We start from the raw sequence: 21,937 nt of genomic DNA on the forward strand, positions 1-21,937 counted from the left end.
GAGGATTGTAGTTGGAGGCGCCCGGATGCGGAATAGTTCCGGCCGGCGCCGGTTCAGGACAGGGCGCCGGGCTCGTGCTTCATGCCCAGGCGGCGTGCGAGCTTGTGCAGGTTGCTGGGGTCCAGTCCCAGCACGCGCGCGGCCTGGGCCCAGTTGCCGTGGGTGGCGGCCAGGGCCTCGCCGATGGCGCGGCGCTGGCAGGCCTCGACGCTGTCGCGCAGCGGCGGGACGGCCTCGGGAGGCGGAGGTTCGGTCGCCGGTGCGGGCTCGCCGTCCGAGCGGGCCTGCGCCGGGGCGCCGGCGGGAGGCTCGGGCGGGGCGATGTCCAGGTCCAGTAGCTCCGGGCCGATGGTCAGCACCTGGTCGCGCGAGGCGCCGCGGCTGAGCATCTTCAGCGCCGCGCGGCTGATCACGTGTTCCAGTTCGCGGACGTTGCCGGGCCAGGGGTACTGGCGCAGGGCGCGTTCGGCCTCGTAAGACAGGCGCACGCCGCGCAGCCCCAGGCGCGCGCGGCTGAATTCCAGGAAATGGCCGGCCAGGATCAGGACGTCGCGGTCGCGCTCGCGCAGCGGCGGGATCGGAATAGGGTAGACCGAAAGCCGGTGGTACAGGTCGGTGCGGAACAGCCCCGCCTGGGTGTTGGCCTTCAAGTCGCGATTGGTGGCGGCGATGATGCGCACGTCGGTCTTGATGACCTGGTCCGTGCCCAGCCGCTGGATCTCGCCGTTCTGCAGCACCCGCAGCAGTTTGGCCTGCAGGCTGAGCGGGAGTTCGCCGACCTCGTCCAGGAACAGGGTGCCGCCCTGGGCGGCCTCGAAGCGCCCGGGGCGGTCGGATGTCGCCCCGGAAAAGGCGCCCTTCACGTGGCCGAAGAGCTCGCTTTCCGCCAGGGATTCCGGCAGCGCCGCGCAGTTCACCTGGATCATGGGCTGCTGGCTGCGGCGCGAGCGCCGGTGCAGGCGGCGGGCGAACAGGTCCTTGCCCACGCCGGTCTCGCCCAGCAGCAGAATGGGCAGGTCCGAGTCGGCCACCAGGTCCAGCTCATGCAGCAGCGATTGGATGGCTTCGCTGTGCCCCAGGATCTCGGTGGCCTCGCCGATGCGTTCCAGCCCCTGCTGTGTGCTGCCCAGTTGGCGCAGTTGGCGGTTCTCTCGTTCCAGGTCGGTGACCCGCACGGCGGCCTGCAGGATCAGGCCGAGCCGCAGCAGCCGCGCGCGCGCGGCCTCGTCGAAGGCACCGGTCGTGAGCGCGTCCAGGGTCATGATGCCCCAGGGGCGATCCTGGCGGTACAGCGTCATGCCCATGCAGTCGTGCACCGGCAGCGGCGAGCCTTTGCGGTCGTCCAGCAGGCCGTCGTAGGGGTCTGGCAGCACGCTTTCGGGGTCGAACCAGGTGGGCTCTCGGCGCGACAGGATGGTGGCGAAGCGCGGATGCTGGGCGACGACGAAACGTCGCCCCAGGGCTTCATGGGCCAGGCCGGCGGCGGCGACCAGGTGCAGGGTGTCGGCGGCGTCCAGCATCAACAGGCCGACGGCGTCGCAGGCGAAGGCCTCGCGGATGGCCGTGGCGGCGCGCTGCAGGCGCACGCCGTCGGGCAGGTCGGCGGACAGGTCATCGAGCAGCGTGGTTTCCATATGGGTATTTTATACCATTCAAAGGTATTTTTTACCCTGTTGAAAAGGGTAAAAAATACCGCATTTGATCTGCGTCAGTAGTTTCCCTAGGTGCTGTAGTTGGCACGCTTATTGCTTTATGAAAAGTGAAGCAAACCACGTGGCGTCTTCCAGGCGCCGTATCAGGAACCTCTCGCGGCTGCAGAAGGAGCGCAGAATGGGTGAGTACAAGAAGTTATGGTGGACGCTGATCGGCGTCCTTTTGGTGTCCTTTGCCATCCTGGGGTGGATGGGCAAGGAAGTCTATCACCACGCACCTCCCATTCCGGCGCAGGTGGTCACGGCCGGCGGCAAGGTCCTGACGACCGAGACTCAGATCCTGGATGGCCAGAGCGCCTGGCAGTCGGCGGGCGGGATGACGGTCGGTTCGATCCTGGGGCACGGCGCCTACCAGGCGCCGGACTGGACCGCCGATTGGCTGCACCGTGAACTGACGGCCTGGCTCGACCTGGCCGCGCAGGAACAGTATGGGATGAAGTTCGCCCAACTGGACGCGGACGCTCAGGCCTCGCTGCAGCGCCGCCTGAAGGAAGAATATCGCAAGAACACCTACGACGCCGCCACGGGCGTCGTCACGATATCCGACCGGCGCGCCCAGGCGATCGTCCAGACGGCCGCGTACTACGACAAGCTGTTCGGCGACGACGCCTCCCTGCACGAATCGCGCAAGCACTTCGCCATGAAGGAAGATACGCTGCCGTCGCCGGAAGCCCGCGCCCGACTGGCGGACTTTTTCTTCTGGACCGCCTGGGCCGCCTCGACCGACCGGCCCGACAGCGTCGCCACCTATACCAACAACTGGCCGCATGAGCCGCTGATCGACAACGTGCCGACGGCGGAAAACGTGATCTGGTCCATCATGAGCGTGATCATTCTGATCGCGGGCGTGGGCCTGCTGGTCTGGGCCTGGGCGTTCACGCACAAGGAACATGACGACGGCCCCGCGCCGGCGCGCGATCCGATCCTGCAGATTCCGCTGACCGCCTCGCAGCGCGGCCTGGGCAAGTATCTGTTCCTGGTCGTGGCCCTGTTCGTCGCGCAGATTTTCATCGGCGGCTTCACCGCGCACTACACGGTCGAGGGCCAGACCTTCTACGGCATCAACGTGTCCAAATGGCTGCCGTATTCCCTGGTGCGCACCTGGCATATCCAGGCCGCCCTGTTCTGGATCGCCACCGGCTTCCTGGCCGCGGGCCTGTTCCTGGTGCCGATCCTCAACGGCGGCAAGGACCCCAAGCACCAGAAGCTCGGCGTGGACATCCTGTTCTGGGCGCTGATCCTGGTGGTCGTGGGTTCGTTCACCGGCAACTTCGCCGCCATCGCCCACCTGATCCCGGCCGAATGGAGTTTCTGGCTCGGCCACCAGGGCTATGAATACGTCGAGCTCGGCCGCCTGTGGCAGATCGGCAAGTTCCTGGGCATCGTGTTCTGGCTGGTCCTGATGCTGCGCGGTATCGTGCCGGCGCTCAAGCTGAAGGGCGACAAGAACCTGCTGGCCCTGTTCAGCGCCTCGGTGATCTGCATCGGCCTGTTCTACGGCGCCGGCCTGGCCTATGGTGAAAAGACCAACATCACCATCATGGAATACTGGCGCTGGTGGGTGGTGCACCTGTGGGTCGAAGGCTTCTTCGAAGTGTTCGCCACCACGGCGCTGGCCTTCATTTTCTCGACCATGGGCCTGGTGTCCAAGCGCGGCGCCACGATCGCCAGCCTGAGCTCGGCCGTGCTGTTCATGCTGGGCGGCACCCCGGGCACCATGCACCACCTGTACTTCTCCGGCACCACCACCCCGATCATGGCCATCGGCGCCTCGTTCAGCGCCCTGGAAGTCGTGCCGCTGGTCGTGCTGGGCTACGAGGCCTGGGAGAACTGGCGCCTGAAGGCCCGCGCGCCCTGGATGGAGAACCTGCGCTGGCCGCTGAAGTTCTTCGTCGCCGTGGCTTTCTGGAACATGCTCGGCGCCGGGGTGTTCGGCTTCATGGTCAACCCGCCGATCTCGCTCTACTACGTGCAGGGCCTGAACACCACGGCGGTGCACGCGCACGCGGCCCTGTTCGGCGTGTACGGCTTCCTGGCCCTGGGTTTCACCCTGTTCGTGCTGCGCTACGTGCGTCCGAACATGCGGTTCAACGACAGCCTCATGAACACCGCGTTCTGGTGCATGAACATCGGCCTGGTGATGATGATCACCTTGAGCCTGCTGCCGATCGGCCTGATGCAGTTCCACGCCAGCGTCAGCGTGGGCACTTGGTGGGCTCGCAGCGAAGCCTTCATGCAGCAGGATATCCTGCAGACCCTGCGCTGGACCCGCACCTTCGGCGACGTGGTGTTCATCGTCGGCGGCCTGGGCGTGATGTGGCAGGTCGTGACCGCCCTGTTCGACGGCAAGGCGGCCGCGCCGGTCGCCGACGCCGGCCTGGCCGCGCAGCGGACGTAAGAAGCTTCATCTTGCAAAAGGGGCGCCTGAAACAGGCCCCCGGTCCGGCCCGCCTCGGAAGAGGCGGGTTTTTTCATTCGTGCGCCCGGCAGGGCGCACCCACTGGAGGGTGCAAGTCCCTTACTCGCCCGACAAGGGGAAGAGTTGGCCTACGGCAAGGGTTTCGCGGGCGGCCGCGAGTCTGAAGGAAGCCGGATGGCAAAGCGCTGGCTTGACGATCAGAAGTCAGCAGAGGGCATAGTAGCTGGAGACTGGGCCGGGGAGGCCGAAACCGACAGCGAAGGCCCGAACGGAGGATACCGAGAGTAGGACGACGCGCTCATGGAGCGTGTCGTGGAACGCGATATGCAACAGGCGTTCCCAGAATGCCTGGTTCCAGCGGTTTGGACTGGTCTCGATCCATGAGACCGTGGTTCGCCTCCAGCGTATCCACTGAACCGCCGTATGCGCCGTTCAGACCCCGATGTCCTCGTTCCAGAGGCGCGGGTTTTCGGCGATGAAGCGGCGCATCAGTTCCAGGCATTCCGGGTCCTGCAGGACCTCGATCTCGACGCCTCGTGAGCGCAGCAGTTTCTCCTCGCCCATGAACGTCCGGTTCTCGCCGATGACCACCCGGGGGATGCCATACAGCAGGATCGTGCCGCTGCACATGGCGCAGGGTGACAAGGTGGTGTAGAGCACCGATTCTCGATAGACGTCGGCCGTCCGGCGACCGGCGTTTTCGAGTGCGTCCATTTCGCCGTGCAGGATTGCGCTGCCCTTCTGCACACGCTGGTTGTGGCCCCGGCCGATGATCTCGCCGCGATATTCGATCGCCGATCCGATGGGGATGCCGCCCTCGGCCAGTCCACGGCGTGCTTCCTCGATGGCTGCCTGCATGAAGGGGTTGCTGCTCATGGCCTCGTTTCCCGGAAAGTCGTCGTAGCCTGCATGATAGGGGCGCGAGGCCGCCGGAGGAAGCCGGGATGACCCGAAAGGCGTCGCCGGACGTCACGGAGGATCAGGCGGTTTGCGCGGATCGCGCGCCGGCGCGCGCGCCGAGCGCGCCCAGGGCGAAGGTCAGCAGCAGCGTCGGCAGGGCGCTGCCGTAGTCCGGCGCCCATTGCGCCAGGGCGTGGTAGACGGCGACTCCCAGCACCCAGGTCAGGGCCGGGGCGGCGTGCAGAGCGCGCGGCGCGTCGGCCAGGCGGGCGGGCTGCGTGCCCAGGCGTCCGAGGATGGTGCCGAACAGCGGTACGAAGACCGAGCTGAGCGTCAGCAGGAACGGCTCCAGCGTGTGCATGGGCAGCACCATCGCCAGTCCGATCGAGGCCGCGGCGAGAAGCGTACCCCAGGTCTTCAGGCTCGCGCCCCGCCACAGGCTGTGGGCGGACACGGAACCCGAATACAGGTCTCCGTAGGTGTTGTCCAGTTCGTCGATCAGGATCAGGCCCAGGGCCACCAGGCCGCCCTGCGCCAAGAGCAGGGCGGCGACCATGTCAAGATCCGGTCCGGTGACGGCGATCACCAGCACGCCCAGCGCATAGCACCAGATGTTGGCGATCGCGTAGCCCAGCCAGGTGCCGCCCAGGGCTCCCCGGCCGCTGCGGCCGTGCCGGGCGTAGTCCGCGACCAGCGGCAGCCAGGACACCGGCATGGCGATCACCAGGTCCAGCGCCTGGAAGGCGTTCATGCTGCCGTCGCCAGTGCGCAGCCACAGGGCGCGCAGTCCGTCGGCGTCCAGCTTGAGGGCGAACTGGACGGTCAGCCAGATCAGCGACAGGATCACCAGGGGCAGGCCGACACGGCTGACGATGCGTCGCACCAGGGTGATCATGGAGCCGCGCAGCAGGCCCAGGACGACCAGTCCCCAGAACAGGGTGGGCAGCACCGGGCCCGTGTCCAGGCTCAGGGCCTGGCGGGCGATGGCGGCGGTGCCGTCGCGCATCACCACCAGTTCGAAGGTCGCCCAGCCGAGCAGCTGCACGACGTTCAGCAGCACGGGCAGCCGGGCGAAGCCTTGGCCGTAGGCGGCATGGATCAGGCCGGCGCTGGACAGGCCGCTGTCGCAGCCCAGGCGGGCCACCCAGGCCAGCAGGCCGGCGCCCAGGATCGAGCCGGCGGCCACGGAGACGAGAGCGTCGCGTGTGCCCAGCGCCGGCACCAGGTAGGCGCCGACCTGGATCACCAACAGGCCCACGCCCAGGCTGAACCACAGGGCTGCGTGGTTGTGCCAGCCGAACACCCGTTCGGGGGAAGATGAGGTCGGGGAAGCGGATGTCTGCATGGCATGCCTGTCGGAAAAGGCAGTAGGCAGACGCGGGCGACGGGAAAACCGCCGTCGTTGCGAGCTGCTTTCCTGCGCGAGGATGATCTCAATCAGGTTCGAAGGGACTGTCTCAGCCGCTGCGGCGGCACCCCTAGCGAGGCTCGGTAAAAGGCGAATCGGGTTCGATTGTAGGATCGGTCCGGCGGCCGGGCAAGCGGACGAGGACATTGGTGCCGGTGCGGTGCGCGGGCGTCCGGCCCGGGGTGCGCGGGCATCCTGGCGTTGCGCCAGTGCATTCATTGACGGTGGCTTCGCTGACCGGGGCTTCTCTGGGGCTTCTCTTGTCCGGAAGGCCCTCGGCAGGCATAATGCCTCGTGTTGTCTATACAAAAATATCTGGAGAGTCCAGAATGCCGCTCGTCCAGGAAACCGTCGTCCCTCCGTCCGATCGCATCTTGTGGAAGAACCTGCGCATCGTACCGCCCGGCTGGCGGTCCGGTCCGGTGCCGCCCTGCGACCTGGCGGTCGATGGAGCACGCATCTCCTGGCTGGGCGCGGCGGGCCAGGCGCCAGCCGGTTTCCAGGACGCGCCGCGACACGACCTGGGCGGCGCCCTGGTCACCCCGGGCCTGGTCGACTGCCACACCCACCTGGTCCACGGCGGTCAGCGGGCCGATGAATTCGCGCTGCGCCTGGCGGGCGCCGGGTACGAGGAAATCGCCCGTCAGGGCGGAGGCATCGTGTCCAGCGTGCGGGCCACGCGGGCGGCCGGCGAAGACGTCCTGTTCCAGCAGGCGCTGGGGCGGCTGGACGCACTGCGGGCCGAAGGTGTGACTGCCATCGAGATCAAATCCGGCTATGGCCTCGATCTGGACACCGAACGCAAGATGTTGCGAGTCGCCCGGCGCCTGGGCCGGGCACGGCCCGTCACCGTGCGCACCACCTTTCTGGGAGCTCATGCCCTGCCGCCGGAATACGCGGGCCGGGCCGATGACTATATCGATCTGGTGTGCGGCACCATGCTGCCGGCCCTGGACGACGAGGGCCTGGTCGATGCCGTGGATGTCTTTTGCGAAGGCATCGGCTTCAGCCTGGCGCAGTCCGAACGTGTGCTGCAGGCCGCCACGCGACGCGGCCTGCCTGTGAAGATGCATGCCGAACAGCTGTCCCCGATGGGAGGCGCGGCCCTGGCCGCCCGGTATGGGGCGCTATCGGCCGACCATCTGGAATGGCTGGACGAAGCCGGCGCGCAAGCCATGCGGCGGGCCGGCATGGTGGCCGTGCTGCTCCCGGGCGCCTACTATTTCCTGCGGGATACGCACCAGCCGCCCATCGAACTGCTGCGCCGCCAAGGGGTGCCCATGGCGCTGGCGACCGACTGCAATCCCGGCACTTCGCCGGCCACATCCCTGTTGCTGATGATGAATATGGCTTGTACCCTGTTCCGGATGACGGTGGCCGAAGCCCTGGACGGCGTCACTCGCCATGCCGCCGACGCCCTGGGGTGCGCGGGCGTCAGCGGGCGCCTGGCCGTCGGCCATCCCGCCGATTTCGCGGTCTGGGACGTCGACAGCCCGGCGGAACTGGCCTACTGGATGGGCCTGCCGCGCTGCCGTCAAGTCGTGCGTCAGGGCAGGATCGTCTTCCAGTCCACCCGGTAGTCGCCTTCCAGTACCCGGCGCCCGACGATGTCCAGGTCGGGGGCCAGCAGGCGGTCGCGGTCGTAGAACGGCACGTCCCGGCGGATCTGCCGGTGCAGCGCCCGCAGCGGGGCGGATGTCGTCAGAGGAGCGTGGAAATCGATGCCCTGGGCCGCGCACAGCAGTTCGATGCCGACGATGTGCGCCGTGTTGCGGGCCATGTCGGCCAGCCGCCGGGCGGAGAATGTCGCCATGCTGACGTGGTCCTCCTGGTTCGCTGATGTAGGCAGGCTGTCCACGCTGCCCGGGTGCGCCAGCGACTTGTTTTCCGATGCCAGCGCGGCGGCGGTCACGTGCGCGATCATGAAACCGGAATTCAGGCCCGGTTCCGGCACCAGGAACGGTGGCAGGCCGGAAATGCTGGCGTCGATCAGCAGCGCCACGCGGCGTTCGGCCAGGCCGCCGATTTCCGCAATCGCCAGCGCCAGGATGTCGGCGGCGAACGCCACGGGCTCGGCGTGGAAATTGCCGCCCGAGATCACCTGATCCGGCTGCCCGTCGCGTCCCGGGAAAACCAGCGGATTGTCGGTCACGGCGTTGGCTTCGGTCAGCAGCGTGCGCGAGGCCTGGTCCATCAGGTCGTGGATGGCGCCCATCACCTGGGGCTGGCAGCGCAGGCTGTAGGGATCCTGCACCTTGTTGTCCGACACCAGGTGGGATGCCCGGATCGCGCTGCCCTCCAGCAGGGCTCGGTAGCGGCGGGCGACCTCGATCTGCCCCGGCTGGCCGCGGATTTCATGCACGCGCGGATCGAACGGCGCATCGCTGCCTTTGGCGGCGTCGACGCTCAGCGCCCCGGCCAGCACGGCGCTGTCGAACAGGTGCTCCGCCAGGAACAATCCATGCAGCGCCAGGGCGGTGGACACCTGCGTGCCATTGATCAAGGCCAGCCCTTCCTTGGCGGCCAGGTGGATGGGGGCGATGCCCGCCTGGGCCAGGGCCTGCCCGGCCGGCAGCCACTGGCCTTCGTGCAGGATGTTGCCCTCGCCGAACAGCGCCAGGGTCATGTGCGACAGGGGCGCCAGGTCGCCGGAGGCGCCCACCGAGCCTTTTTCCGGGATGTGCGGGACCAGGCCGGCATTGAAGACCTGCAGCAGGGTGCGCACCACGTCGGACCGGATGCCGGAATAGCCGCGCGCCAGGCTGGCGACCTTCATCGCCATCAGCAGGCGCACGATGCGGGCGTCCAGCGGATCGCCCACGCCCACGGAGTGTGACAGGATCAGATTGCGTTGCAGGGTCTGCAGCTGGTCGTCTGGGATGCGCGTCTGCGCCAGCTTGCCGAAACCGGTGTTGATGCCATAGGCCGGGGCGCCCCGGTCGATGATGGCCTGCACGACCGCTGCCGAGGCATCCATGTCGGCGTAGGCCTGGGTGGGCAGGGCCAGCGTCACCGAACCCTGCCAGATGCGCCGCAACTGGTCCAGATCCAATGCGCCAGGGGTCAATGTCAAAGTGTCGCTCATTTCAGTTTCCTTCGGTGGCGCGGATCATCGGCAGGTTCAGGCCGAAGTTCCGGGCAGTCTCGATGGCCAGCTCGTAGCCGGCGTCGGCATGGCGCATCACACCGCTGCCGCAGTCATTGATCAGCACACGCTCCAGACGGCGGGCGGCGGCGTCCGTGCCGTCGGCCACGATCACCATGCCGGCGTGCTGGCTGTAGCCCATGCCGACTCCGCCGCCGTGGTGCAGCGACACCCAGCCGGCCCCGCCCGCCGTGTTCAGCAGGGCGTTGAGCAGCGGCCAGTCGGATACGGCGTCCGTGCCGTCGCGCATGGCTTCGGTCTCGCGGTTGGGGCTGGCCACCGATCCTGTGTCCAGGTGGTCGCGGCCGATCACGATGGGGGCTTTCAGCTCGCCCGTGCGCACCATCTCGTTGAAGGCCAGCCCCGCACGGTGGCGTTCGCCCAGACCCAGCCAGCAGATGCGCGCCGGCAGCCCCTGGAAGGCGATGCGGTCGCGGGCCATGTCCAGCCACCGGATCATGTGGTGGTTGTCGGGGAACAGTTCCTTCAGCTTGCGGTCGGTCGCGTAGATGTCTTCCGGGTCTCCCGACAGGGCCACCCAGCGGAAAGGCCCCTTGCCCTCGCAGAACAGCGGCCGGATATAGGCCGGCACGAAACCGGGGAAGTCGAAGGCGTCGGTGACGCCTTCGTCATGGGCCACCTGGCGGATATTGTTGCCATAGTCCACAGTGGGGATCCCCATGGCGTGCAGGTCCAGCATGGCCCGCACGTGGCGGGCGCAGGACCGTGCCGCCTCGGTTCGCAGGCGTGTATGCCGGGCCGGGTCGCGCTGGGCGGCCTGCCATTGCTCCACTGTCCAGCCGGACGGCAGGTAGCCGTGGATCAGGTCGTGGGCCGATGTCTGGTCGGTGATCAGGTCGGGGCGAGGGCCGCCCGCCTGGACGCGGCGGACCAGTTCCGGCAGGATGTCGGCCGCATTGCCCAGCAGGCCGATGGATACGGCTTCCTCGCGGCTCGTGTGTTCTGCGATCATGACCAGGGCTTCGTCCAGGTCGCGGGCCTGCTTGTCCAGGTACCGTGTGCGCAGCCGGAAGTCGATGTGCGACTGCTGGCATTCGATGATCAGCGAGCAGGCCCCGGCAAAGGTCGCCGCCAGCGGCTGCGCCCCTCCCATGCCGCCCAGGCCCGCCGTCACGATCCAGCGCCCCGCGAACGAGCCGCCAAAATGCTGGCGGCCCGCTTCGGCAAAGGTTTCATACGTGCCCTGGACGATGCCCTGGCTGCCGATGTAGATCCAGCTGCCGGCCGTCATCTGTCCGTACATGAACAAGCCTGCCCGGTCCAGTTCGTTGAATTTTTCCCAGGTGGCCCATTTGGGCACCAGATTGGAATTGGCCAGCAGTACGCGCGGCGCGTCCGCATGGGTCTTGAAGACTCCCACCGGCTTGCCCGATTGCACCAGCAGGGTTTCATCTTCGTCCAGGGCGCGCAGGCTGTCCAGGATGGCGTCGTAGCAGGCCCAGTTGCGCGCCGCGCGGCCGATGCCGCCGTATACCACCAGGTGCTTGGGGTTTTCCGCTACGGCCGGGTCCAGGTTGTTCTGGATCATGCGATAGGCCGCCTCGATCGTCCAGTTGCGGCAATGCAATTGCGATCCCGTGGGGGCGTGGATTTCGCGGCTGGCGTCGTAACGCGGATCGTCTGTTTGGGGATGGGACACGGTCTGCTCCTGTGCGGAAAGTATCAAGCTGGAATGTATATCTGTTTTATATAAATGTCTATACAAATTGACCGGGCATGCCGGCTGGAAGCCAGCGGGGCCGCGCACGGCGGGTCCCGTCATCACCATGGCGGCGGATCGGGCCGGGTGAGCCGGCCCCGATCCGCCGGGAGCGGACGTCAGGCGTCCACGATGCGCCCGGGGTTCAGCCGCGCCCGGGGATCCAGCAGCCGCCGGATTTCGGCCATCAGGTCGCGTTCGGGCGCGCTGCGGCTATGTGATAGAAAGGGTTTCTTGATGCGCCCGATGCCGTGTTCGGCCGAGATGCTGCCGCCTGCCCGTTCGACTTCCTGATACACCAGGGATTCGACCGCCATCAGGTCATCGGGCGTGTAAGGTCCGGTGGACAGGTGCAGATTGCCGTCGCCCAGATGGCCGAACAGCAGCTGCCGCGCCGCCGGCCAGCGGGCCGCCAGGGCCTGCTGCGCACGAGCGATGAAATCCGGCAGCAGGGCCAGCGGGATGCCGATGTCGAAAGCCACGTAGGGAGCCATCGTCGGCAGGATCTCGCCGATCGCATCGCGCAGCCGCCACAGCTGCGCGGCCTGTTCCTGGCTGTGCGGCAGGATCGCGTCCCGCACCAGGCCGTTGTCCAGGCAGGTTTCCAGAAAGCGGTGCAGATCGGCTTGAACGCGGTCCCCGCCGGATCCACTGGCGGCATCGGGCCGGGGCGCTTCCTGGAGCGCGGAGTCGTCTTCGAAGGATTCCACTTCCAGCAGCACGCAGATCGGGCAGGCCCCGTCGAAGGGTTCCGCCCGATGTGTCGTCGAGGCCGCCGCCCGCAGGTATTCGCGCCACATCACCTCGAACGAGGACAGGGTCGCCAGTTGCCCGCGCGCGGCTTTCAACAGCGTCGTCAGCTGGTCGAAGCCGGCCAGCCCCACCAGCGCGCTGTGGCGTCGGGCGGGCTTGGGAAACAGCCGCAGCACCGCTCTCGTGATGATTCCCAGCGTGCCTTCCGTGCCGATGAACAGGTGTTTCAGGTCCAGTCCGGTGTTGTTTTTCAGGCCCTGGTTCATCATGGTCAGCACCGTGCCGTCGGCCAGCACGACTTCCAGCCCCAGCACCAGTTCGCGCATCGTGCCGTAGCGCAGCACCCGGTTGCCGCCCACATTGGTGGCGATGTTGCCGCCGATCTGGCAGGATGCCCGCGCTCCGCAATCCATGGGGAAATACCAGCCCCGGGCTTCCACGGCGGCGCACAGGTTTTCCAGCACCATGCCGGCCTGCACCGTCACCGTGCCGCTGACGGCATCCAGATGCTCGATCCGGTCCAGCAGTTCCAGCGACAGCACGACGTCGCCCGCATCCGGCACGGCGCCGCCCGCCAGGCCGGTGCGTCCGCCCTGGATCGTCAAGGCGCGGTCCTCGCGCCGGCAGGCGCGCACGATGGCGGCGACCTCGTCCGTGCTGCGCGGGCGCAGGACGCAATAGGGCGGAGCGCTTGCCTTCAGGCCGCTGTCGTCCCGCAGGTAGCGGGCGATGTCGTCGGCGCCCGGCCGCAGGCACGACACGGTCCGCATGAGCGCATCCAGGGTGTCCTGCGCGGCGGGGCGGGGGGACGTGGCGCGGCTCATAGCGCCCCCTCGGCATCGCGTGCCGTCCCCTCGGGGGGGGTATTCGCGCCCGGGACGGCCCGGCGCGCTGGTGAGCGGGCTACCGGCCCGGTACGCGCCAGCACGTCGGCCAGGGCGTCGGTGAACAGTCCCACGTTTCGGGTGTTCAATCCCGGCAGGCAGATACGTCCTGAATCCAGCAGGTAAACGGCATGGCGCGCGCGCAGCATCAGGATCTGCTCGGGCCGCAGGCCCGTCAGGCTGAACATGCCCTGGTGCTCCAGCAGGTAGCGGGCGGGGTAGTCCGGTGCCTTGCGGGCCAGTTGTTCCACCACCAGGGCGCGCATGGACCGGATGCGGGCGCGCATGGCGGCGACCTCGTCCCGCCACAGGCGCTCCAGCGCCGGGTCGCCCAACACCTGGGCGATCACTTGCGCGCCATGCGCGGGCGGGTTGGAGTAGATGCGCCGCACGATGGCGATCAACTGGCCCAGCACGGCCGGTACGTGGGCCGCCTGTTCGCATACCACCGCCAGCCCGCCGCAGCGTTCGCCGTAAAAGGAGAAGTTCTTGGAAAAGGAGTTCGCCACCAGGTACGTCATGCCCGATTCGGCCAGCAGGCGCACCGCCAGCGCGTCTTCGTCCAAACCATTGCCGAAGCCCTGGTACGCCAGGTCCAGGAAGGGGATCAGGTTCAGGCGCTGCATCAGGGCGATCAGCGCGCGCCACTGGTCCGCCGTCAGGTCGGCCCCGCTGGGGTTGTGACAGCAGGGATGCAGCAGCACGATGCCGCGGGGCGGCAGCGCCGCCAGCGTGTCCATCATCGCGTCGAAGCGCACCCCCCGGGTCGCGGGGTCGTAATAGGGATAACGGTGCGTGGCGAGGCCCGCGCCGGAAAAAATGGCGAAATGATTATCCCAGGCCGGGTCGCTGATCCAGACGGCGCTGTCGGGGCAGGCGGCGTGCAGGAAGTCCGCGCCGACCTTCAGCGCCCCCGTGCCGCCGACGCTCTGGATCATGGCGACCCGCTGGTCGCGCAGGGCGGGGCTGTCGGCGCCCAGCACCAGCCGCTGCACGGCCAGGCGGTAGGACTCCAGGCCCTCGATGGGCAGATAGACGCGCGGCCGAACCTGCTGCGCCAGCAGGGATTCGGCCTGCCGCACGCACTGCGGCACCGGGATGCGGCCGTCTTTGTCGTAATAGAGGCCGACCGTCAGGTTGATCTTGTCGGCTCTGGGGTCGCGGCGGCAGGCATTGCCCAACTCGAAGATCGGGTCGCCGGCGAATGGGGGAATATGGGCGAACATGGGGATCGATGTCCTGTGCGGTCGATCGGCAGCGCTGGCGGCCGGGGCGGGCTATTGTTCCCAGAACGCATTGCGGTCCAGGTAATTCTGCAGGAATTGTTTCAGCCGCTCGTGCTGCACGTGGCGGAACAGGTCCGCCGGCGGCCCGCTGGCGGCGATCTTGCCCTGGTCGATGAACAGCACCCGGTCGGCCACCTGCGCGGCGAACCCCATTTCATGGGTCACGACCACCATGGTCATGCCGTCGCGCGCAAGGTCTTTCATCACCTGCAGCACTTCGCCCACCAGTTCCGGATCCAGGGCCGATGTCGGTTCGTCGAACAGCATGATGTGCGGTTCCATCGCCAGGGCGCGGGCGATGGCGACGCGCTGCTGCTGTCCCCCGGACAGGCGGATCGGGTAACTGTCGGCCTTGTCCGCCAGGCCGACCTTGGCCAGCATGGCGCGGGCCTTGTCGTGCGCCTGGTCGCGCGGCAGTTTCTTCACACGGATCAGGGCTTCGGCCACGTTGCCCAGGGCCGTCATGTGGGGCCACAGATTGAAATGCTGGAACACCATGCCCACGTGGCGGCGCACGTCCTTGATCTCGGCGGACGTGGCCTTGCGCCGTCCTGGGCCCTGGTCCACGTAGCCCAGCAGCCTGCCCTCGATCAGGACATCGCCGGAATCGTACTGCTCCAGGAAAGCCAGCGAGCGCAGCAGCGTGCTCTTGCCGGAACCCGACGGACCGATGATGCAGATGACTTCGGATTTTTTCACTCCCAGGGAAATGCCGTCGAGCACCCGGTTGTCACCATAGCGCTTGGTGATGTCGCGGGCCTCGATCAGCAGTTCGTCGGCGGCCGGTGGATTTGTGTGGGGTGTCGTCATGCGGGGTTCCGTCAATCAGCGCTGCAGGTAACGGCTGGCCTTCAGTTCGGCCCAGCCCCCCAGTTTCTGCGTGATGGCGACCAGAATCAGGTAGCACGCGCACAGCACCAGGGTGGTTTCGACGTAGATGAATTGTTCCGATCCGATCTGCGTCAGCACGGCTGTCAGTTCAGGCACCGTGATGATCGACAGCACGGATGTTTCCTTGCTGAGGATGATGATCATGTTGATCAGGGCCGGGGTGATGATCACCAGCATCTGCGGCAGTTGCACGCGCCAGATGGTGCTGATGCGCGACAGGCCCAGGCAGTCGGCGGCCTCGATCTGGCCGTGGGGCACCGACAGGAAGCCCGATCGGAAGATCTCGGCGAAATAGGCGCTGCCGTACAGCGCCAGCGACACGATGCCCGCATCGAGCGCCGATAGCGACACGCCGAAATTCGGCCCGCCGTAATACAGAATGAACAGCTGCACCAGGAAAGGCGTGGTGCGCAGGATCTCGATGTAGACTCGTAGCGCCGCCCGGATCCAGCGGCCCGTGAACAGTTGCAGCACGGCGATCACGAAGCCCACCGCCATGCCCAGGGCCACGGCGCCGATCCAGCTGATGATCGTGATGCCGAAGCCGTCCAGGATCTGGCCGCCGTATTGTGAAATCAGGGAAAAGTCCACCGGCATCAGGCTCTCCCGAAGCGTTGTTCGGCGTAGTGGCCCAGCACCGACAGCATGCCGTTGATCAGCATGTAGGCCAGCCCGGCGATGAGATAGGCTTCCAGCGGCCGGAAGGTGCTGGCCGCAATGTTCTGCGCAGTGCGGGTGATTTCCGCCACTCCCACTACTGAAATCAGGGCCGAGGCCTTGATCAGCAGGATCATTTCATTGATCAGCGATGGCGTGGTCAATTGCAGCGCCTGGGGGATTTCGATGCGGATCAGCGTGTGCATGGCCGACAGGCCCACCATCTGCGCAGCCTCGATCTGGCCGCGCGGAATGCCCAGGAATCCGCCGCGCAGGATTTCGCCCAGGTAGGCGCCTTCGCACAGTGAAATGGCGGCGATGGCCGCCGTCAGCGGCGATACGTTGATTCCCAGGGTGGGCAGGAAATAATAGGCCAGCATCAGCTGCACCAGCAGCGGCACCCCGCGGAACAGGAAAGTGTAGAAGTTGCCGCAGCGCCTGACCCATGCCGACGGCGACAGGCAGGCGGTGACGACCAGGACGGCGATGACGAACCCCAGCATCAGCCCGATTACAGAGACGAAGATCGTCATCTGCGAGGCCTTCAGGATCAGGGGCAGGGCTTGCGTGAAGGTACTGGCATCGAACATGGTCGCGCTTCAGGGAAAGGCGGGGCGCGGGCCCCGCCATCGTGGGCGGGCGGCAGGCGGATCCGGGTGCGAACCCGCCGGGCGAAGCGATCAGACGTTCGGAACGAAGTCTTCGGTGGGCACCGGCATTTCCATGCCGAACCACTTCATCTGCAGCGCTTTCAGGCGGCCGTCCTTGTGCATGTCCAGGATGACCTTGTCGATGGCGGCGATCAGCGAATCGCTGTCGGCGCCCTTGTGGCCCATGAAGGCGAAATAGACCTTTTTCCCGATGCTGGGCTGGACCACGGCGAATGTGTCGGGGCGTTCCTTCGCCGCCACCGCGATGTTGGTGATCGAATGGCCCACCGCCATGATGCGGCCGTTGGCCAGGTCCGCATAAGCCTGATTGAAGTCCACATATTCGCGGATCTCCGGCACCGGCTTCAGGGTTTCGGCGTAGGCCTTGGTTTGCGCCAGTTGCGATGAACCGCGCTGGCTGCCGATGATCTTGCCCGCCACCTGTTCAGGCTTGGTGAAATCCTTGTTCTTGGCGCTCTTCAGGAAAGCCACTGTGCCATCGGCGATGGGCAGGGTGAAGTGATAGCGCTCCTTGCGCGCCTTGGTGACGTTCAGCGGGCCGCCCACCATGTCGAATTTCTTCGCGTCCAGACCCGGCAGCACGCTGGCCCAGGGCAGGTCGATGAAACGGATCTTCACGCCCAGGGATTTGCCGACCTCGGCGAAGAAATCCTTGTTGAAGCCTTCCTGCTTGCCGTCCTTCAGGAAATCGAACGGCGCGAACTGCATTTCGGTGCCGATGACCAGTTGGCCGGCCTTTTGAACGTCGGCCAACTGGTCCGCCCGGGCGGGCATGGCAAACGATGCGGCGGCCAGGAAGCCGCCGGCCAGCAGCCATTTGAATGTCGGGGTGATGCGCATGGTGTTGCTCCTCGATTGGCGGGGCCGCGCGGGCGTGCCCTGATGTCGAAAATGATGGTGGATCAGCTGTGCGTCCAGGCTTCTTGGGGCCTGCTGAAAAGTATATACATTAGACATCGAGTGTCAATCGTGAGGAGCCCGGCGTGCCCGCGGATGACCTCGAATTAAGGGTAAATCCCAGGCGGCGGCCAGGCTACGCCGCCAGCAGCCGCCGGGCGATGATGGTGCGCTGGATTTCGGATGAGCCTTCGTAGATGCGCAGGATCCTGGCGTCGCGCGCGTAGCGTTCCAGCGGCAGGTCGCGGGTGTAGCCGTAGCCTCCGTGGATCTGCAGGGCGTGGTCGGTGATGAAGCCGGCAGCTTCGGATGCATACAGCTTCGCCATGGCGGATTCCATCGAGAACCCTTCCCCCTGTCCGCGCTTGTGGGTGGCCTGCAGTGTCAGCGCCCATGCGGCCTCCAGGCGGAGTTTCATATCGGCCAACATCCATTGGATGCCCTGTTTTCCGGCCAGCGGCTGGCCGTCGATCAGGCGCTCCCGCGACCAGGACGTGGCGGCGGCCAGGGCGGCCTCGGACACGCCCAGGCTGGTGGCGGCCACGTCCAGGCGGCTGTTGTCCAGTACTTTCATGGCGGTGCGAAAGCCGCTGCCTTCCTCGCCCAGCCGATGGGTCGCCGGCACCCGGCAATCCAGCGCCACTTCGAAGGCATGGCCGCCGCGGATGCCCATCAGCTTTTCGGGTCGGGACACCTGCAGGCCGGAAGCGCCCCTGTCGACGATGAAAGCGCTGATGCCCCGGCTGCCGGCCAGAGGGTCCGTTTTGGCGTAGACCACGATGAAATCGGCCTCGCCCGCATTCGAGATGAAGTGCTTGACCCCGCTCAGGTGGTACTGGTCGCCCTCGCGGTGCGCCTGTGTGCCCATGTCCGCCGGGTTGGATCCGGCCCGGGGCTCGGTCAGCGCGAAGGCGCCCAGGATGTCGCCCCGGGCGGCCCGCGGCAGATACTGTGCGCGCAGGGCATCGTCGCCCCCGATCAGGATCGAATCGGTGGCCAGGTAATGGGCGCCGATCATGGATGACGTGGCCGCGCAGTGGCGGGCGATTTCGGCAATGGCCAGCACCAGCGCCGCGGGACTGACTCCGACGCCGCCCCAGCGTTCCGGCAGGTTCATGCCCATGACGCCCAGGGCCGCCAGCCCAGGCACGTGGCAGGTCGCCGACCGGGCTTGCTCGTCCAGTTCGGCCGCCAGGGGAGCGATTTCGGCCGCTGCGTAGCGGCCGATGGCGGCGGCGATTTCCAGATCGTCTTCACTGACGCCCAGACGTGGATTCATGATGGATCTCCTGTGTGGGGGATGGATGGATTCAGCGTCCGAAGACGCCCAGGTCGCGCAGGGTGGAGATTTTGTCCAGGCTCAGCCCCAGCAGGCCGTGCAGGATCGCGTCGGTGTCGGCGCCCAGGTCCGGCGCCGGGCGCATCGGACGGGTTTCCCACGCGGAGAACCGGATCGGCTGGCGTGGCAGCCGCAGGCCCGGCAGGCGCGGGTCGTCCGTGTCGCGTAGCAACTTGCGGTATCGTGCCTGGTCGCTGTCCAGCGCCTGGCGCACCGTCCAGATCGGGGCGGCGGGGATGGCGCCCGCCTCGAGCCGTTCGACCGCTTCCGCCACGGTCAGCCCCGCTGCCCAGGATTCGATGGCTTCACGCAATAGCGGTTCATGCTGAGAACGCTGTTCATCGCTGGTGAAACGAGGGTCCTGCGCCAGTTCGCCGCGACCGATCGTTTGGGCGAATTGCGCGAACAGTTTGTTGTTCAGGACCGCCAGGACGAAATGACCATCCTTCGCTCGATAGGCGCCGAACGGGGCGGATAGCGGGTGCCGGTTGCCCACCCGTCGGGTGTCCAGGCCGGTGAACAGATAGCGGGCGACGGCGGTGACGGTGAACGACAGGGTGGCGTCGAACATGGCCGCGTCCACGTGGGTGCCCAGGCCGCTGCGATCACGGCCGATCAGCGCCGCCAGCGTTCCCCAGGAGGCGAACAGACCGCTCAATACGTCGGCGATGGCTTCCCCGACCAGGGTGGGTGGACCGTCCGGGAAGCCCGTGGACTCCATGATGCCGCTCATGGCCTGGATCACGATGTCGTAGGCGGGCCGGTGAGCGGCAGGACCGTCCTGGCCGAAGCCGGAAATGCTGGTGTAGATCAGGCGCGGGTTCAGGGCGCTGAGCGCACCGTAGCCGATCCCCAGCTTGTCCGCCACGCCCGGCCGGAAATTCTCGACCACGACATCGACTTCCTCCGCCATCCGGTGCGCCAGCGCCACCGCGTCGGGCTGTTTCAGGTCAAGCACCAGGCTTTGTTTGTTCCGGTTGACGACGCTGAACAGCGCGCTGTGGCCGTCGCGCATCGGGCCGATCGCACGGTAGTCGTCGCCCTGGGGAGGTTCCACCTTGATGATGCTCGCGCCCAGGTCTCCCAGCAACGCGGTGCAAAAGGGGCCGGACAGTACCCGGGTGAAATCCAGTACCTTCAGGCCGTCGAGGGGGCCCGCGCCGGGGCCTGCGTTCCGCATCATGTTTCGTCTCCGTCGCGATGGGGCTGCGTGTCCGGGCCGCATCGCGGCGCAGGTCATCGGGCGATGGGTTCTCGCGTCCCATTCCGGAGAAATGATAAGAGGGTATCCGTATAATTTAAAACATTAAAAAGTAATTGATGGAATAGCATTTCATGATTCAGTTCTCGATCCGGCAATTGGAGTATTTCGTGGCGGTTGCCCGGCATGGGGGCACGTTGCAGGCTGCGCGGGCCCTGAATGTGTCACAGCCATCGGTCTCCAACGCCATTCGCGAACTCGAAGGCGGCTGGGGGGGGGTGTCGCTGTTCGTACGCCGGCATGCACGCGGTCTGCGGTTGACCGCGGATGGCGAGCAGCGTGTCCGTCAAGCGCTGCGTCTGCTGCGTGAGGCGCATTCCCTGGCACAACAGGGGGAAAAGGGCATTCATGGAATCCTGACGGTGGGCTGCTTCGATACGCTGGGGCCGCTGGTATTCCCGGCCCTGATGAACGCATTCCGGCGGCATCATCCGGACGTGCAGCTACGGCCCTGCGAAGGACATATCGCCGACCTGCTGGACCGGGTGTCCAGTGGCGAGATGGAACTGGCCCTGGTCTATGATATCGGCCTGGCTGGCGAACGGATCCGTTTGCATGATGTCGGCGCCAGCCTGCCTTATGCCGTGCTGCCGGCGGGGCATCCGCTGACCGAGCGGCCCGACGTATCGGTGGAAGATCTGGCGCGGTACCCCTTCGTCCTGATCAATCCGCCCCATAGCCGCGAATATTTTTTGTCCCTGTTCAGCCATGCCGGAGTGCGGCCGCACGTCGTCGCCGAAGTCGGTTCCTTCGAGATGGTCCGCGCCCTGGTGGCGAACGGTCATGGAGTATCCATCCTGGTGACCCGCCCGGCGGGCGACCTGGCCTACGATGGCCGTCCGCTGGTGTGCCGCCCCTTGCGGAATACGCCGGCACCCCAGAAAATCGTGCTGGCCAGCGCGGCCGATCTGCCGCTGGGCGCCATCGCGCAGGTGTTCCTGGATCTGGCGCGTGATTACCTGTCGGGCGAAGGCATGAAAAAGGGCTAGCGTCCTGTCTGGTGAGTTTGGTCACTTGAATTCGGATGCATGGGTTTGTCAGGCAAGGCGCAAACTGCAGCGATAGCCGGTGCTATCGCGAGGATGAGTCTGGACACGGAGCAGTCCCTGCGGACTGCTCCGTGTCTGACGAATCCGAACCGCTTGCAAGCGGTGAGGTGGACAAGCAACGCAGCATGGCCAGCCCGGGCGCCGAAGGTAAGAATCGGAATTAGCCAGACAGGACACTAGGCTTGTCCGGCCAGCTTGTAGCGGTTGCCGGGATACCACATCACCGCCTGCGAGGCGAACGCCCCGCCCGAGAATGTCGTCCGGTCCAGCACCAGGCAGGGCTGTTCGGGCGGGATATCCAGAGGTTCCGCCACGTTCTGCGGAGGCAGCTTGACTTCGATCGTGTAGCGGCCCGTCGGCGCCGGGGCGGCGCGCATCAGGTATTCGCTGGGGGTCGTCTGCGACCAGTCCTGTTGCAGATAATCCGGCAGGCGCCGGGCGTCGACCACGCGGTCTTCCAGCTGGATCGGTTCCGCGTTTTCATAATGCACGATGATCGAATGAAACAGCGGCGCCCCCACCGGCAGGTGGAAGCGCTGTGCCTGCGTCGTGGACACCTTGCTTTTTTCCAGCAGCAGGACGTGGCAGGAATGCTGATGCCCCCGATCGCGGATATCCTGGGCGATGCTGCGGATCTCGATCAGGGTGGACGGGATCTTGGCCGGCGCCACATAGGTGCCCGATCCCTGATAGCGCAGCAGCACCTGGTCCGCCGTCAGTTCGCGCAGCGCCCGGTGCACCGTCATGCGCGATACGCCGAATTGCTTGCACAGCGCCAGTTCGGTGGGGATCAGTTCGCCTTCCGTCCAGGTGCCGCCGCGAATCTGGCTCAGGACATAGTCCTTGATGCGCTGATAGGCGGGTGCTGCCCGCGCGGGGGTCTCGGTGGCCTGGGCCTGACGGCGCATGTCGTATTCCCTGTTCGTCGAATAGGGCCATTTTATG

At 66.5% G+C, this 21,937-nt stretch carries 17 protein-coding genes and 1 riboswitch; of the genes, 3 read left to right on the plus strand and 14 right to left on the minus strand.

Annotated features, from left to right (window positions below; genetic code table 11):
- Positions 1–53: 53 nt before the first annotated feature.
- Positions 54–1,634 (minus strand): nitric oxide reductase transcriptional regulator NorR, encoded by a 1,581-nt coding sequence (gene norR, locus ACTPOE_RS01340; RefSeq protein ID WP_458870393.1) that lies wholly within the window; start codon positions 1,632–1,634, stop codon positions 54–56.
- 196 nt (positions 1,635–1,830) lie between these two features.
- Between norR and ACTPOE_RS01345 the strand changes: the two genes are divergently transcribed.
- Positions 1,831–4,110, plus strand: coding sequence for a nitric-oxide reductase large subunit (locus tag ACTPOE_RS01345; RefSeq protein WP_458870394.1), 2,280 nt, complete (start codon positions 1,831–1,833; stop codon positions 4,108–4,110).
- Positions 4,111–4,563: 453 nt separating this feature from the next.
- On the opposite strand, the gene ACTPOE_RS01350 is transcribed toward ACTPOE_RS01345, so the two are convergent.
- Together ACTPOE_RS01350 and ACTPOE_RS01355 are read right to left on the minus strand one after the other, a co-directional pair.
- Positions 4,564–5,007, minus strand: a complete 444-nt coding sequence (locus tag ACTPOE_RS01350) for a nucleoside deaminase (protein WP_458870395.1) — start codon at positions 5,005–5,007, stop codon at positions 4,564–4,566.
- A 103-nt stretch (positions 5,008–5,110) separates the two neighbouring features.
- Positions 5,111–6,376, minus strand: coding sequence for a purine-cytosine permease family protein (locus ACTPOE_RS01355; RefSeq protein ID WP_458870396.1), 1,266 nt, complete (start codon positions 6,374–6,376; stop codon positions 5,111–5,113).
- Positions 6,377–6,428: 52 nt separating this feature from the next.
- Positions 6,429–6,521: riboswitch (TPP riboswitch) on the minus strand.
- 247 nt (positions 6,522–6,768) lie between these two features.
- Here ACTPOE_RS01355 and hutI point away from each other — a divergent pair.
- Positions 6,769–8,019: an imidazolonepropionase gene (gene hutI / locus ACTPOE_RS01360; RefSeq protein ID WP_458870397.1), complete on the plus strand. Its 1,251-nt coding sequence runs from the start codon at positions 6,769–6,771 to the stop codon at positions 8,017–8,019.
- Here the strand turns inward: hutI and hutH are convergent.
- From hutH to ACTPOE_RS01410, 10 genes are all read right to left on the minus strand, one after another.
- Positions 7,986–9,524 (minus strand): histidine ammonia-lyase, encoded by a 1,539-nt coding sequence (hutH, locus tag ACTPOE_RS01365; RefSeq protein WP_458870398.1) that lies wholly within the window; start codon positions 9,522–9,524, stop codon positions 7,986–7,988. The two genes, hutI and hutH, sit on opposite strands and share 34 nt — an antisense overlap.
- Position 9,525: 1 nt before the next feature.
- Entirely contained in the window at positions 9,526–11,244 is a 1,719-nt protein-coding gene (gene hutU / locus ACTPOE_RS01370) for a urocanate hydratase (protein ID WP_458870399.1), read from the minus strand.
- Positions 11,245–11,423: 179 nt separating this feature from the next.
- Positions 11,424–12,881, minus strand: a complete 1,458-nt coding sequence (locus tag ACTPOE_RS01375) for an FAD-binding oxidoreductase (RefSeq protein ID WP_458870400.1) — start codon at positions 12,879–12,881, stop codon at positions 11,424–11,426.
- Positions 12,878–14,167 (minus strand): amino acid aminotransferase, encoded by a 1,290-nt coding sequence (locus ACTPOE_RS01380; RefSeq protein ID WP_458870401.1) that lies wholly within the window; start codon positions 14,165–14,167, stop codon positions 12,878–12,880. Before ACTPOE_RS01380 ends, ACTPOE_RS01375 begins: the two co-directional genes overlap by 4 nt.
- A 51-nt stretch (positions 14,168–14,218) precedes the next feature.
- The gene (locus tag ACTPOE_RS01385) at positions 14,219–15,037 is read right to left on the minus strand and encodes an amino acid ABC transporter ATP-binding protein (RefSeq protein ID WP_458870402.1); all 819 of its coding nucleotides are present in this window, start codon (positions 15,035–15,037) and stop codon (positions 14,219–14,221) included.
- A gap of 15 nt (positions 15,038–15,052) precedes the next feature.
- Positions 15,053–15,718, minus strand: coding sequence for an amino acid ABC transporter permease (locus ACTPOE_RS01390; RefSeq protein WP_458872722.1), 666 nt, complete (start codon positions 15,716–15,718; stop codon positions 15,053–15,055).
- Positions 15,715–16,365 carry an amino acid ABC transporter permease gene (locus ACTPOE_RS01395; protein WP_458870403.1) on the minus strand — a complete coding sequence of 217 codons (651 nt, stop codon included), beginning with the start codon at positions 16,363–16,365 and terminating at the stop codon, positions 15,715–15,717. The genes ACTPOE_RS01390 and ACTPOE_RS01395 overlap by 4 nt, the downstream gene beginning before the upstream one ends.
- A 90-nt stretch (positions 16,366–16,455) precedes the next feature.
- The gene (locus tag ACTPOE_RS01400) at positions 16,456–17,286 is read right to left on the minus strand and encodes a transporter substrate-binding domain-containing protein (protein ID WP_458870404.1); all 831 of its coding nucleotides are present in this window, start codon (positions 17,284–17,286) and stop codon (positions 16,456–16,458) included.
- A 193-nt stretch (positions 17,287–17,479) separates the two neighbouring features.
- Positions 17,480–18,622, minus strand: coding sequence for an acyl-CoA dehydrogenase family protein (locus tag ACTPOE_RS01405; protein WP_458870405.1), 1,143 nt, complete (start codon positions 18,620–18,622; stop codon positions 17,480–17,482).
- A 31-nt stretch (positions 18,623–18,653) separates the two neighbouring features.
- Positions 18,654–19,865 (minus strand): CaiB/BaiF CoA transferase family protein, encoded by a 1,212-nt coding sequence (locus tag ACTPOE_RS01410; RefSeq protein ID WP_458870406.1) that lies wholly within the window; start codon positions 19,863–19,865, stop codon positions 18,654–18,656.
- 152 nt (positions 19,866–20,017) lie between these two features.
- On the opposite strand from ACTPOE_RS01410, the gene ACTPOE_RS01415 reads away from it, so the two are divergent.
- Positions 20,018–20,932 carry a LysR family transcriptional regulator gene (locus tag ACTPOE_RS01415; RefSeq protein WP_458870407.1) on the plus strand — a complete coding sequence of 305 codons (915 nt, stop codon included), beginning with the start codon at positions 20,018–20,020 and terminating at the stop codon, positions 20,930–20,932.
- Between the two features lie 236 nt (positions 20,933–21,168).
- On the opposite strand, the gene hutC is transcribed toward ACTPOE_RS01415, so the two are convergent.
- Positions 21,169–21,900 (minus strand): histidine utilization repressor, encoded by a 732-nt coding sequence (gene hutC / locus ACTPOE_RS01420; protein WP_458870408.1) that lies wholly within the window; start codon positions 21,898–21,900, stop codon positions 21,169–21,171.
- Positions 21,901–21,937 lie beyond the last annotated feature (37 nt).

This window comes from Castellaniella sp. WN, assembly GCF_054457555.1.